General features: G+C 62.3%; 14 protein-coding genes. 4 read left to right on the top strand and 10 right to left on the bottom strand.

Annotation, left to right across the window (positions count from 1 at the left end; translation table 11 throughout):
• The first annotated feature begins 242 nt into the window (after window positions 1–242).
• Window positions 243–2924 carry an alpha-ketoglutarate dehydrogenase gene (mdeB, locus tag E2K99_RS20700; protein ID WP_134223407.1) on the top strand — a complete coding sequence of 894 codons (2682 nt, stop codon included), beginning with the start codon at window positions 243–245 and terminating at the stop codon, window positions 2922–2924.
• 161 nt (window positions 2925–3085) lie between these two features.
• Complete coding sequence (locus E2K99_RS20695) at window positions 3086–3844, top strand: SDR family oxidoreductase (protein ID WP_039784036.1); 759 nt, start codon at window positions 3086–3088, stop codon at window positions 3842–3844.
• 88 nt (window positions 3845–3932) lie between these two features.
• Here E2K99_RS20695 and E2K99_RS20690 read toward each other — a convergent pair whose 3' ends face one another.
• Window positions 3933–4535: a UbiX family flavin prenyltransferase gene (locus tag E2K99_RS20690; protein WP_034331455.1), complete on the bottom strand. Its 603-nt coding sequence runs from the start codon at window positions 4533–4535 to the stop codon at window positions 3933–3935.
• Window positions 4536–4557: 22 nt separating this feature from the next.
• On the bottom strand, window positions 4558–4869 hold the full coding sequence (gene grxD / locus E2K99_RS20685; protein ID WP_039784040.1) for a Grx4 family monothiol glutaredoxin: 312 nt from the start codon (window positions 4867–4869) through the stop codon (window positions 4558–4560).
• A gap of 161 nt (window positions 4870–5030) precedes the next feature.
• Here grxD and E2K99_RS25610 point away from each other — a divergent pair, with 161 nt between their 5' ends.
• Window positions 5031–5177 (top strand): hypothetical protein, encoded by a 147-nt coding sequence (locus E2K99_RS25610; protein ID WP_157845661.1) that lies wholly within the window; start codon window positions 5031–5033, stop codon window positions 5175–5177.
• 62 nt (window positions 5178–5239) lie between these two features.
• Here the strand turns inward: E2K99_RS25610 and hpf are convergent, their stop codons facing one another.
• The 8 genes from hpf to E2K99_RS20645 all read right to left on the bottom strand — a co-directional run bounded on the left by hpf (window position 5240) and on the right by E2K99_RS20645 (window position 11323).
• Window positions 5240–5602, bottom strand: a complete 363-nt coding sequence (gene hpf / locus E2K99_RS20680) for a ribosome hibernation-promoting factor, HPF/YfiA family (RefSeq protein ID WP_034331451.1) — start codon at window positions 5600–5602, stop codon at window positions 5240–5242.
• A 152-nt stretch (window positions 5603–5754) separates the two neighbouring features.
• A complete protein-coding gene (locus E2K99_RS20675) occupies window positions 5755–7245 on the bottom strand; it encodes an RNA polymerase factor sigma-54 (RefSeq protein WP_134223406.1) in 1491 nt (496 codons plus the stop codon).
• A gap of 131 nt (window positions 7246–7376) precedes the next feature.
• The gene (lptB, locus tag E2K99_RS20670) at window positions 7377–8120 is read right to left on the bottom strand and encodes an LPS export ABC transporter ATP-binding protein (RefSeq protein WP_134223405.1); all 744 of its coding nucleotides are present in this window, start codon (window positions 8118–8120) and stop codon (window positions 7377–7379) included.
• Window positions 8121–8122: 2 nt separating this feature from the next.
• The gene (gene lptA / locus E2K99_RS20665; RefSeq protein WP_034331445.1) at window positions 8123–8761 is read right to left on the bottom strand and encodes a lipopolysaccharide transport periplasmic protein LptA; all 639 of its coding nucleotides are present in this window, start codon (window positions 8759–8761) and stop codon (window positions 8123–8125) included.
• Window positions 8762–8812: 51 nt separating this feature from the next.
• Window positions 8813–9421, bottom strand: coding sequence for an LPS export ABC transporter periplasmic protein LptC (gene lptC, locus E2K99_RS20660; RefSeq protein WP_134223404.1), 609 nt, complete (start codon window positions 9419–9421; stop codon window positions 8813–8815).
• Window positions 9418–9972, bottom strand: a complete 555-nt coding sequence (locus E2K99_RS20655; RefSeq protein ID WP_034331440.1) for a KdsC family phosphatase — start codon at window positions 9970–9972, stop codon at window positions 9418–9420. The genes lptC and E2K99_RS20655 overlap by 4 nt, the downstream gene beginning before the upstream one ends.
• Complete coding sequence (locus E2K99_RS20650) at window positions 9972–11000, bottom strand: KpsF/GutQ family sugar-phosphate isomerase (protein ID WP_039784050.1); 1029 nt, start codon at window positions 10998–11000, stop codon at window positions 9972–9974. The genes E2K99_RS20655 and E2K99_RS20650 overlap by 1 nt, the downstream gene beginning before the upstream one ends.
• Window positions 10997–11323 carry a hypothetical protein gene (locus E2K99_RS20645; RefSeq protein WP_134223403.1) on the bottom strand — a complete coding sequence of 109 codons (327 nt, stop codon included), beginning with the start codon at window positions 11321–11323 and terminating at the stop codon, window positions 10997–10999. Before E2K99_RS20645 ends, E2K99_RS20650 begins: the two co-directional genes overlap by 4 nt.
• Window positions 11324–11373: 50 nt before the next feature.
• Here E2K99_RS20645 and E2K99_RS20640 point away from each other — a divergent pair, with 50 nt between their 5' ends.
• Window positions 11374–13365, top strand: a complete 1992-nt coding sequence (locus tag E2K99_RS20640; protein WP_039784052.1) for a monovalent cation:proton antiporter family protein — start codon at window positions 11374–11376, stop codon at window positions 13363–13365.
• Window positions 13366–13605: the final 240 nt, after the last annotated feature.

Below are 13605 nucleotides of genomic sequence, written 5' to 3'. Positions count from 1 at the left end.
TCCAATTTTAAGTGACTCATGCCGGGGCATCCGGCGTATCGTAACCCGGTGGTTCCATCACACAGCTAGCCCTCAACGACAACAAGACCGAAAAGGCGTCGGGCGCGGGGAGACGGATGGCGCGGCCTGTGTTTTACCGGCTTTTTGTCTCTTTGCATAGCAGCGATTGCAGTGCCGGCACGTTTTGTGCTGACTGCAGGCGAGCGACCCGGCGCGCCCAGACAGGAGAACAGGAAGTGGACATGTCCCGCCCCAGTGACAGCGATATCCCCAAGGATATCGATCTCGATGCGCAGGAAACCCAGGAGTGGCTGCAAGCGCTGCAGAGCGTGCTGGCCGAAGCCGGCCCGGAACGCGCGCGCTTTCTGCTCTCGCGGCTGTCGGCGGCGGCCCAGCAATGGGGCGTGAACTGGCGCGATGCGCGCAATACGCCCTACGTCAACACCATCCGGCCTGAACAGGAACCGCCTTTTCCCGGCGGGTCGGACGCGCAGGCCATCGAGGAACGCATCGCCAGCATCATGCGCTGGAATGCCCTGGCCATGGTGGTACGCGCCAACCGCGCCTACGGTGAGCTGGGCGGACACATCGCCAGCTTTGCCTCGGCGGCGGACCTGTTCGAAGTCGGTTTCAATCACTTCTTCCGAGCGCGCGATGCGCAGTTCGCGGGCGACGTCGTCTACTTCCAGCCGCACTCCGCGCCGGGTATCTACGCGCGCGCGTTTCTTGAAGGTGCATTGAGCGAAGAAGACCTGGCCTACTATCGCCGCGAGATCGAGGCCAAGCGCGTGGGACGGCAGGGGCTGTCGTCCTATCCGCATCCCTGGCTGATGCCGCATTTCTGGCAGTTCCCGACCGGCTCCATGGGCATCGGTCCCATCAATGCCATCTACCAGGCGCGCTTCCTGCGCTACATGGAGCATCGCGGCCTGCTGCAGGATCAGGGACGCAAGGTGTGGGGCGTGTTCGGCGATGGCGAGATGGATGAGCCCGAATCGCTGGCCGCACTTTCGCTGGCCTCGCGCGAGAAGCTGGACAATCTGATCTTCGTGGTCAACTGCAACCTGCAGCGGCTCGATGGTCCGGTGCGCGGCAATGGCCACATCGTCGATGAACTGGAAACGCTGTTTGCCGGTGCCGGCTGGAACGTCATCAAGCTGCTGTGGGGCTCGGACTGGGATGGCCTGTTTGCGCGCGACAAGGACGGTGAACTGGTCGATGCCCTGAACCGCACGGTGGACGGGCAATTGCAGACCTTCGCCGCCAATGATGGCGCGTTCAATCGCCAGCATTTCTTCGGCCAGACCCCGGGCACGCGTGCCATCGGCGCCACCCTCACCGATGAGGAAATCAATCGCCTGCGCCGTGGCGGCCATGACATGAAGAAGATCTTCTCGGCCTACCAGGCTGCGGCCAGCCATCGCGGCCAGCCCACGGTGATCCTGGCGCAGACCAAGAAGGGTTACGGCATGGGCGCGGCGGGCGAGGGCAAGATGACCACGCACCAGCAGAAGAAGCTCGATGAGGAAAGCCTGCTGCAATTCCGTGACCGATTCAAGCTGCCGCTGAGCGATGAGCAGTGCCGTGAGCTGGCTTTCTACAAGCCGGCCGATGACAGCCCGGAGATGAAGCACCTGCATGCACGCCGTGCCGCACTGGGCGGCTACCTGCCGCGCCGCCATGCGGGCGATGCGCGGCGTACCGTGCCGCCGCTGGAGGCGCACAGCAAGTTCGCACTGGAGGCCGACGGCAAGGAAATGTCCTCCACCATGGCGCTGGTGCGCCAGCTCGGCAACCTGCTGAAAGACAAGGACTTCGGCCAGTATGTGGTGCCCATCGTGGCCGATGAGGCGCGCACCTTCGGCATGGCCAACCTGTTCCGCCAGGTCGGCATCTATTCCTCGCAGGGGCAGCTGTATGAGCCGGAGGATATCGGTTCCATCCTCTACTATCGCGAGGCCAAGGATGGCCAGATCCTGGAGGAAGGCATCACGGAGGCGGGTGCGATCTCTTCGTGGACGGCTGCAGCCACCGCGTATTCGGTGCATGGCACGCCGATGCTGCCGTTCTACATCTACTACTCGATGTTCGGTTTCCAGCGCATCGGCGACCTGATCTGGGCGGCGGCGGACCAGCGTGCGCGCGGCTTCCTGATCGGTGCCACCTCGGGCCGCACGACCCTGGGCGGCGAGGGGCTGCAGCACCAGGACGGCAATAGCCTGGTGACGGCAGCATCGATTCCCAACTGTGTGTCCTATGATCCGGCCTATGCCTATGAGCTGGCGGTGATCCTGGATGAGGGCATGCGGCGCATGATGGAACGCGGCGATGACGTCTTCTACTACATCACCGTCACCAACGAGAACGAGGCCCAGCCCAGTCTTCCGGACGGCGTGCAGGAGGGCATCCTGCGCGGCATGTACTGTCTCGGCCGCAAGCCCGGGGCGCCAGTGCGGCTGCTGGGTTCCGGCCCCATCCTCAAGGAAGCCGTGACGGCGGCTGCGCTGCTGCAGCAGCACTGGCAGATCGAGGCCGAGGTGTGGAGCGTGACCAGCTATACCGAACTGGCGCGGGATGGCGTGGCAGCACAACGGGCGCAGCGCCTGTCGGGCAGCGATGGCCAACCCTATGTGAGCGCGCAACTGCAGGGCAGTGAGGCGCCCGTGATTGCGGTCAGCGATTACATCCGCACCTTGCCCGAGAGCATTCGCGCCTTCGTGCCGGCACCCTACGTGACGCTGGGCACGGACGGGTTTGGGCGTAGCGATACGCGGGTGAATTTGCGGGACTTCTTCGAGATCGATGCGCGCTGGATTGCTTATACGGCCCTGTGTGAAGTGTGGGGGGATGAACGTGCGCGGCTGCAAGAAGCGGCGCGTACATTGGGTATCGATACGAACAAGCCCTTGTCGTCCTCAGTATGAAGTGGAGCGATACATGAACGGCGGCCAGCCGGATTGAAAATCTCTCATCTGGCCCGACGCCGTGTTTGTTATAGTGAAACCGCCCGTGCATCACGGGCGGTTTTTTTATGGCTCCGTGATGCGCATCGTCCATGAACTACAGTGAGTGAGGAGTACACACGATGGCTGCACCCAAACGTATCGCGCTGGTGACCGGCGCAGGTTCCGGCATTGGCCGGCAGATCACGCTCGCGCTGCTGCGCGAAGGCTATGGCGTGGCCCTGGCCGGACGCCGCCAGGATGCGCTGGAAGAGACCGTCAAGCTGGCTGGCGAACATGGTGCCAACGCGCTGGTGGTGGCGGCCGACGTGACCGATCCGGCCTCGGTGAAGCAGCTCTTCGCCCAGACCCGCGAGCGTTTTGGACGGCTGGACATGCTCTTCAACAATGCCGGCATCTTTGCGCCGCCGGTGTCGCTGGAAGAACTGAGCGTGGAGCAGTGGAAGGCGGCGGTGGACATCAACCTGACCGGCGTTTTCCTCTGCACGCAAGAAGCCTTCCGCATCATGAAGGATCAGTCGCCGCGCGGCGGGCGCATCATCAACAACGGCTCGATCTCGGCGCATGCACCGCGCCCGTTCTCGGCCTCCTATACCGCCACCAAGCACGCCATCACGGGGCTGACCAAGGCCACCTCGCTGGATGGCCGCGCCTATGACATCGCCTGCGGGCAGATCGACATCGGCAATGCGTCCACCGACATGACTACGCTCATGAAGAAGGGCACGCTGCAGGCTGATGGCTCGACCAAGGTCGAGCCGACCATGGATGCCGAACACGTGGCCCGTGCCATCCTCTACATGGATAGCCTGCCGCTGGAGGCCAATGTGCAGTTCATGACGGTGATGGCGACCAAGATGCCGTATATCGGGCGGGGGTGAGCCGGTTTATATTCGCCAGATGAAGAAATGGCCGCAGTGATGAGCTGCGGCCAATTTTCTTTGCCCGAACGTGATAAGGGTTAACGCATCACTCAGTCCCGCCCTTCATGCCCTTCCACTCCGGCGTCAGCTGCATGGAAATCCCGAACATGTCGAGCACGCGCCCCAGCGTGTGGTCCACCATCTCTTCCATGGAAGCAGGGCGCTGGTAGAAGCCGGGCAGGGGCGGGAAGATCACGCCGCCCATTTCGGTGACGGATGTCATGTTGCGCAGATGGGCCAGATTGAACGGAGTCTCGCGCACCATCAGCACCAGCCGGCGGCGTTCTTTCAGGACCACATCCGCAGCGCGGGTGATGAGATTGTCGGACAGTCCATGCGCTACGGCGGCCAGGGTCTTCATCGAACAGGGCGCCACCACCATGCCGGTGGAGGCGAAGGAGCCGCTGGCGATGCAGGCGCCGACATCGCGCACGTTGTGCACCACATCGGCCAGCGCTTCCACATCCTTGCGCCGCATGTCCAGTTCCTGGTGCAGATTGAGCACGCCAGCTTCGGACACCATCAGGTGCGTTTCCACCTGGCCATGCTTGCGCAGATGCTCCAGCAGCCGCACGCCATAGATGGCACCGGTGGCACCGGTGATCGCAACGATCAGGCGCTGGCGCGGCTGGCTGGAAGAACTGCTCATGAGTCAGTCAGGCAAGTAAAACTCAGCCCTTGATCAGGGTCTGCAGTTCGCCGGACTCGTACATCTCGGTCATGATGTCGGAGCCGCCGACGAATTCACCCTTCACGTACAGCTGAGGAATGGTCGGCCAGTTCGAGTATTCCTTGATGCCCTGGCGCACGTCCGGGCTTTCCAGCACGTTGACGGTGACGATGTTCTCGGCACCGCTGGCCTTCAGCAGCTGGATGGCCTTGCCGGAAAAGCCGCATTGGGGGAACTGTGCAGTGCCCTTCATGAACAGCACCACGGGGTTTTGGGTCACGGTTTCTTTGATCCAGGATTGGACGTCGCTCATGGCTGTGCCTTTAAAAATGGGATTGCCCGACATTATAGGGAAAAGCCGGCGGGCGCGTTGAAATCGCCTGCATGCTGGTGGCCTGTCTGAACGGGCAAAAAATTGCATCAAGGAAATGATTTATATCGTATGCAAATTCTTGTGTTGAAGATGAGGACGCCGTGAAGACATTCAAGCCGTCCCTTGCATCATCGTCAGCAGCGGCGGTGGAAAAGTTGCTTTACGCAATGATTTATATCTTTTCCACAGGCTTGGCCAGTTCGGCGGCCGCAAATGAAAAAGGGCGCTTGCGCGCCCCTTCCTCATGAAATTCGGCTGGCGTTCTCAGCAGCCTTGCGGCTGCGAGGCAGCTTGCCGAGGGTGTCCTGGCTTATGCCGCTCCGGCCACCGCATCCTCCGGCGTTTCGTCCGGCAGGCGCTTGGCCATGGAGTGATGCTCCTGCAACTTGTCCTTGTGCTTGATGACCTGGCGATCGAGCTTGTCGATCAGCGTGTCAATGGCAGCGTAGAGGTCGTGTGCGATGCTTTCCGCATGTAGATCCTTCCCCTTGATGTGGACGTTGATTTCCGCTTTTTGGCGCTTTTCCTTTTCTGTGAGTTTATCTACGCTCAGGATCACGCTGACGTCGATCACGTTGTCGAAATGGCGCTTGATACGCGAGAGCTTGCTTTGCACGTATTCCCGGATGGCGGGGGTCAGTTCGAGGTGGTGTCCACTGATGGTCAGATTCATACAAGACTCCTATCGTGAAGTCACTGGAGGTTCGTGCAATCGATCCTGCTGCAGCTGTACCACGGGCACGGTCTTCGTGTCGGATGGCGCGGGCATCAGTGGGATGCTTGCCTGAACACAGCAACGGTACTGCAGAAAAACTGAGGAAAAACTCAGAGGGACTTGCGGAGATTGACCGGCGGAATCTTCAACACTTCGCGGTATTTGGCGACTGTGCGTCGCGCGACCACCATGCCTTGTTCTGCCAGCATATCCGCAATCTTGCTATCGGATAATGGGGTCTGCGGGTTCTCGGCTCCTATCAACTGTTTGATCAGCGCCCGTATCGCGGTGGAGGATGCTTCACCTCCGGTTTCAGTCGCGACATGGCTACCGAAGAAGTATTTCAACTCAAACATTCCATGCGGAGTGAGCATGTATTTCTGAGTCGTCACGCGAGAGATGGTGCTCTCGTGTAGACCCAGTGTATCAGCAATTTCACGCAGCACAAGGGGGCGCATGGCCACTGCCCCATGTGAAAAGAAGTTTCTTTGACGTTCCACAATAGCCTGCGCGACGCGCAAAATTGTATCGAAACGTTGCCGCATGTTCTTGATGAGCCACTTGGCTTCCTGCAACTGCGACGACAGCGAACCTTCTCCCTTGGCTTGCTTCAATGCACTGGCATACATCGCATTGACGCGCAGCTTGGGCATGACCTCATGGTTGAGCATGACCTGCCAGCCGTTCTTTGTCTGCTTGACAATCACGTCCGGCACCACATAGTCCGAGGCATCACGCGCGAATTCCGCACCCGGATGCGGACGGCACTGGCGGATCACGGCCTGCGCTTCACGCAGGTCTTCGTCATCGCAATCCAGTGCCTTCTTGATCTTGTTGAAATCGCGTTGTGCAAACAGCGGCAGGTAATCCTCCACGATCCTCAGCGCCAGCTTGCGCGTCACGAAGGGAATCTTGGGCAGGCGGCGGATCTGCAGGGCCAGGCATTCGCCGGCACTGCGCGCACCGACACCCGCCGGGTCCAGGCTCTGCAGCAGCTTGAGCGAAATCGACAGCTCTTCCATGTCGATGCCCAGCTCTTCGGGCAGGCGTGCGTGGATGTCTTCCAGCGGCTCTTCCAGATAGCCGGTCTCGTCGAGCGCATCGGTGAGCAGTTCCAGCAGCGCACGATCACGCAGGGTGCGTGCGGTCACGCGGATCTGTTCCAGCAGGTGTTCGCGCAGGGTCAGTTCGTGCGCTTCGAGTTGCGGACGGGCATCGTCATCGTCTGGCGACTTGCCACTGCGCGCGACGTCGTCGAAGCTCCAGTCGGCATCCCCCGTGACACCGGCTTCCGGCGCGTTGTCCTGGTAGTCGAAGCTGGAATCGCCATCGCTGGCGGCCGGGGCCGCTTCGCCACTGCCTTCGTGACTGGTTTCCGCAACGCCGCTGGAGGGCGAACTGGAGACCGCGCCATCGGCCAGCAGACGTACCGAATTGTCGAGCGCGTCGTCGAGGCGTTCCAGCAGGGGATTGTCGGAGAGGATCTGTTCCAGTTCCTGGTGCAGTTCCAGCGTCGACAGTTGCAACAGTCTGATCGACTGCTGCAGTTGCGGCGTCAATGCGAGGTGCTGCGAGGTACGTAACTGGAGCGACTGTTTCATCTGTCTTTCTGAAAGCGGCGTGGCCCGCTGGTTGCTCTGCCGGTCGTTGCGTATTGCGTATTGCTTGTTGCGTATTACGTGATGTGCACTCTGTATTTCTTCAAGCGTATCGGGCAAGCCGACTGCACCGCTTACATGCGGAAATGCTCGCCCAGATACACGCGGCGCACCGACTCGTTGGCGATGATCTCTTCCGGATTGCCGCTGGCCAGCACCGTGCCCTGGTTGATGATGTAGGCGCGATCACAGATGCCCAGCGTTTCGCGCACGTTGTGGTCGGTGATCAGCACGCCGATGCCGCGTTCCTTCAGGAAGCGCACGATGCGCTGGATCTCGATCACGGCAATCGGGTCGATACCGGCGAACGGTTCATCCAGCAGCACGAAGCGCGGATCGGTGGCCAGTGCGCGGGCGATCTCGACGCGCCGGCGTTCACCGCCCGAGAGCGACAGCGCCTGGCTTTCGCGCAGCTTCTCGATCTGCAATTCGTGCAGCAGGTTGTTGAGGCGGCCTTCGATTTCATCGCGCGAGAGCGGCTTGCCCTCTTCCCGGCGCAGTTCCAGCACGGCGCGGATATTGTCTTCCACCGTCAGCTTGCGGAATACCGAGGCTTCCTGCGGCAGGTAGGACAAGCCCATGGTGGCACGCTTGTGGATCGGCATGCGCGAAATGGACGCGCCATCGAGGTCGATCTCGCCGCCATCGGAAGGCACCAGTCCCACGATCATGTAGAACGAGGTGGTCTTGCCGGCCCCATTGGGGCCGAGCAGGCCGACCACCTCGCCGCTGCGCAATTCCATCGAGACATCGCGCACCACCTGGCGCGCGCCATAACTTTTCTTCAGGCCGCGAACGACCAGCGAGCTGACTGCCATCGTTACTGATCCTTTCCGCTGTCGCGACGCGTTGCAGGCTGCGCGGCGTTGTTCTTGCCCGCGGGCTGGGCCGACGGGGTGGCCGGCGCGGTGCTGCCTGCCGGCGGCGGATTCTTGGGCTGGATCACCGCAGTGATGCGGCCTGCGCCCGGCTTGCTCTCGCCGGTGGCGGTGTTGTTCACGGAATAGAATTCGGCGCGGCTGTCGTAGGAGATGAATTCGCCGTTGACTTCATCGGTGATGCGATCGCCGTCCATGCGCTGGATGTGCGCGCGCTGGAACAGCTTGGAGATTTCGGTCTGCTCCGAATACTCGATGCGCTCGGCCTGGCCTTCGATCCACAGGTTGGGACCGCCGTCACGCTTCTGGCGGAAGTTGGCCAGCGCGCCCGGGGCCGCATACAGCACCGCATTTTCATAACCGTACTGGTCGGTCGTCAATACCACGCGGCCGGCCTTGATGATCAGCGTGCCGCGGGTCATGACCACGTTGCCGGTAAAGGTCTTCACCTGGCGCACGTCATCGTAGACCATCTGGTCTGCCTCGATGTTGGTCGGCTTGGTGGAGTCCGCCTTCTCGGCGTTGGCCACGCCGCACACGGCAGCCAGCATCAGCATCGGCAGTAAGAATGAGCGTTTCATTGGGTTCCTGTCTGATCGGTTCTTGGCGTTTTTATCCCGGAGTCATCCGGCTTAGCGTTTCTTCGGAGTGGGCTCGTAATAGCCGCGGACATTGCCGAACAGCTGCACCACCTGGGTCGCATTGTTGGCCACCATGCCCACGCCGTTCAGGCGCGTGGTGCCCATGGTCATGGCCACCGGCTTGTCGGTCTTGACGATTTCATCGTCAGGCAACAGCAGCAGGTATTCCGACACCAGGTGCATCTGCTCGCGGCCCTTGAAGGGCGCGCGGATGGCATTGGCGTTGCCGTACATGTGGATCTGCGTCTGGTCGTCGGTGACGCGCGCGGTATCCGAGTAGAGCTCCATCGGTGCCTGGTTCTGGTCCAGGTTGTGCACCACCGGCTTGGTGATCTCGAAGGAGTCATCCGTGGGGTAGTGCACCATCTTCGTTCCCGCAACGTCATAGCGCGGCAGACCGGTCGGGCCCATGCGCACGTAGTTGAAGTTTTCCAGGTAGTAGTCGGGTTTGCCGCGCGGACGCTGCGCCGGTTGCTGGTCGCCGGCGGCCCGCATGGCCTGCATCACCCAGAAGCTGCCCAGGGCGCCGGCGATCAGGATCACCAGGATCACCGCCAGGCGGATGCGCTCGGCGTTGCGTTCTCCGCTGCGCCCGCTCATGCCAGGTACGGCGCGAGGGCCGCCTCGTAGTTGCCTTGTGCTGCCAGCACCAGGTCGCAGATCTCGCGCACGGCACCATGGCCGCCGCTGGCCTGGGTCACGTAGTCGCTGCGCGACTTCACCTCGCGATGGCCGTTGGCCACGCAGGCCTTGAATCCGACGCGGGTCAGTACCGGCAGGTCGATGATGTCGTCGCCCAGGTAGCCGCAATCCTGTGGCGTCAACTGCACCTGCTGCAGCAGCTGTTCGAAGGCCTGGCGCTTGTCGTGGATGCCCTGGAATACATGGGCGATGCCGAGATCGCGCGCACGGCGCAGCACATAAGGCGACTGGCGCGCGGTGATGATGGCGGCAGCGGTACCGTATTGCTGCATCATCTTGATGCCGTGGCCATCGAGTGCGTTGAAGCGCTTGAAGGCCTCGCCATCCTCGCCGTAGAACAGGCCGCCATCGGTGAGCACGCCATCCACGTCGAAGATCATCAGGCGGATCGTTGCCGCCTTGGCGAGCGCGGCAGCGGGCAGGGTGCTGGCGAAGGCTGGCGCGTTCATCAGATCACCTTGGCGCGAGTGAGATCGTGGATGTGCAGCGCGCCCGTGAGCACGCCGGCCGCATCGGTAACCAGCAGCTGGTTGATGCGGAATTGTTCCATCAATTGCACGGCATCCACGGCCAGCTGGTCCTGGTTGACGGTCTGCGGATTGGCATGCATGACGTCGGCGATGTAAAACTTGGAAAAGTCCTGGCCACGCTCCAGCAGGCGGCGCAGGTCGCCGTCGGTGAAGACGCCGACCGGGCGGAATTGCTCATCCACCACGGCGGTCATGGCCATGCCCTTGCGGGTGATTTCCATCAGCGCTGCCGACAGCGACACGTCCGGGCGCACGGCGGGAATGGCTTCGCCGCTGCGCATCACGTCGCGCACGTGGGTCAGCAGGCGGCGGCCCAGGGCACCACCGGGATGGGAGCGCGCAAAATCTTCCTCGACGAAGCCGCGCGCATCCAGCAGCGACACCGCCAGCGCGTCGCCCATGGCCAGCGTGGCCGTGGTGCTGGCGGTCGGGGCCAGGTTGAGGGTGCAGGCTTCCTGCGCCACGCCCACGTTGAGGTGGACGGCGGACAGCTTGGCCAGGGTGGACTGGTCATTGCCGGTCATGGCGATGATCACCGCACCCATGCGCTTGACGATGGGCACGATGGCCAGCAGCTCGGCCGTTTCACCGGAATTGGAAATGGCAATGAAGACATCGCGCGCCGTCACCATGCCCAGGTCGCCGTGCGCGGCTTCGGCCGGGTGCATGAACAGCGAGGGGGTGCCGGTAGAGGCCAGGGTGGCGGCGATCTTGCGGCCGACATGGCCGGACTTGCCGATCCCCGAGACCACCGCGCGTCCCTCGCATTGCAGCAAGGTCTGCACGGCAAGTGCCAGGGGGTCGGCGCTGTCGTCGCGCAGGCGGTCTTTCAGGGCCAGGATGGCATCGGCTTCGATCTGCAGGGTCTGGCGTGCCAGTTCGATGGCACGGCGGGCAGCCCCGGCCGAAAAAGATGCAGGCGTAGTTTTGTCATCGGTTACACTCATAACCGAAGTATAAACGAATTAGCAAAGCAAAAAACTTGCCAGATGTAAGGGAATGCTGCCGGATTTGACGTGATATGCAGCGTTGCATCGCGCCGCAGCACCGCTGCCACGGGGGATTTCCGGCCATTGCCGGGATGGGGCATGGCATCGCAGCAGGCGCGGAGGGCTCTCGGTCGCGGTGAATTACTCTGCTGTTGTGGAGCCACACGTATGAATTTCAAGGCGATTTCGCGCCTCGCCGCCCGAGGTTTTCCTTCATATTGCACACTGGTCAGGTGAACTGCCTTTTGCTGGTGCGTTGCCAGTTTTACAAATTCATTCATATCGAACCCCGCCGCAGCCCGGCGGCTTTTGACAAGAAACCCCAACAGCAATGTTTTCCGGACTGGAACTGACCCTTTTCCTTCTGGCTGCCGCAGTCCTCGGCGTGGTCGCCTTCCGCATGATGCAGTTGCCGCCGATGCTGGGCTACCTGGTGGTGGGCATCATCATCGGCCCGCACGGCCTGGCTTTTGCCGAGGACAATGAAACCACCCATGCGCTGGCCGAGTTCGGCGTGGTGTTCCTGATGTTTTCCATCGGCCTGGAGTTTTCGCTCTCCAAGCTCTCGGCCATGCGCCATATCGTCTTCGGCCTGGGTGTGGCGCAGGTGGCGGCGACCATTGCCACCACCATGCTGGTGGCCTGGGGTGCGGCCATGGTGCTGCCGCAGTTCGCCAACGTCAGCTGGCAGGCGGCCTTTGCGCTGGGCGGGGCGCTGACCATGTCGTCCACGGCGATCGTTTCCAAGCTGCTTACCGAGCGGCTGGAGCTGGAGACCGAACACGGCCGCCGCATCCTCGGCGTGCTGCTGTTCCAGGATCTGGCGCTGGTGCCGCTGCTGATCGTCGTGCCGGCGCTGGCCAACAATTCCGGCAACATCATGGTCACGCTGGGCTGGGCCGTGGGCAAGGCGCTGGTGGTGCTGGCGCTGCTGCTGTTCTTTGGCAGCAAGCTCATGCGCGGCTGGTTCCGCATCGTGGTCAAGCGGCGCTCGCAGGAACTGTTCATGCTGAACCTGCTGCTGATCACCCTGGGCGCGGCCTGGATCACCGAGAAGGCCGGCCTGTCGCTGGCGCTGGGGGCCTTCATCGCCGGCATGCTGATTTCCGAGACCGAGTTCAAGCACCAGGTGGAAGAAGACATCAAGTCCTTCCGCGATGTGCTGCTGGGCCTGTTCTTCATCACCATAGGCATGCTGCTCAATGTGCGCACGCTGGTGGATCACTGGTTCCTGGTGTTGCTGCTGCTGACCGGGCCGGTCCTGCTCAAGTTTGCCCTCATCGCCGGACTGGCGCGCCTGTTCGGCTCCACCACCGGTGTGGCGCTGCGCGTGGGCCTGGGCTTGGCGCAGGCCGGCGAGTTCGGCTTCGTGCTGCTGAGCCAGGCCGGCGGCCTCAAGCTGGTCGATCCCATGCTGATCCAGGTGATCCTGGCCGCGATGGTGCTGTCGATGCTGGCCACGCCCTTCATCCTGGCCCAGTCCGACGCCATCGTCATGAAGCTCTCGGCCAATGAATGGATGCTGCAATCGCTGGCCCTGACGCAACTGGCGACCCGCACCATGGGTGTGCAGAAGCACGTGATCATCGCCGGCTTCGGCCGCAGCGGCCAGAGTCTGGCGCGCCTGCTGGAAGAGGAGGGGATCGCCTATCACGCCCTGGAGATGGATCCGGAACTGGTGCAGGACGCCCGCAATGGGGGCGCAAATGTTTCCTACGGTGACGCGGCCCGGCGCGAGAGCCTGGTGGCCGCCGGCATCCACCGCGCGGCGGCGCTGGTGGTGACCTATGCCAGTACGCCCTCGGCATTGAAAGTCTTGCATCACGCCCACGAGCTGGAACCGGAGCTGCCGGTGATCGTGCGCAGCCACGATGATGCCGACCTGGAAAAGCTGCTGGCCGCCGGTGCCACCGAAGTCGTGCCGGAAGCGCTGGAAGGCAGCCTGATGCTGGCCTCGCATGCGCTGGTGATGCTGGGCGTGCCGCTGCGCCGCGTGGTGCACCGCGTGCAGGATGCGCGCGATGAACGTTACGCTTCACTGCGCGGTTATTTCCACGGCATGTCCGATGCCGAAGCCGATGGCGTGGGCATGAACGTGCGCCTGCAATCGGTCACCCTCATCGGCGGTGCCAGCGCCATCGGCCATACCTTGGCCGACATCGACCTGCCGGCCCAATGTGGTGCTGAAGTCGCCATGCTGCGACGCGGCAAGCAACGGCTGGAAGCGCCGCAAGACACCGAACTGATGGCCGGCGACATCGTGGTGCTGCGCGGCAGTTCCGAAGCCATCCTGCGCGCCGAAAAACGCCTGCTCAGCAAATAGCCGGAGCGCGCCGCTGACAGCCGATGCGCAGCGGCTCGCGCCGCACACTTCAGCACATCTGCTCATCATCCCAGCCTGCCAAAAATAAATCTTCACTTCCCACATCCCGGACCTGTTCCCCTGGTACGGGAAATGCTAGTGTTTCCGGGTGGCAGCGACGCGGCCTTATCGGCGCGCGCTGGACGCATCAGGACTACGGGTCCACACAATGAATCCGTTGTAGAGAAAACAATAGTGAAG

The organism is Herbaspirillum huttiense, assembly GCF_004367745.1.
Classification (GTDB): domain Bacteria; phylum Pseudomonadota; class Gammaproteobacteria; order Burkholderiales; family Burkholderiaceae_D; genus Herbaspirillum; species Herbaspirillum huttiense.
The sequence above is the reverse complement of the archived record's forward strand: the minus strand, read 5'-3'. Positions and strand labels throughout refer to the sequence as shown.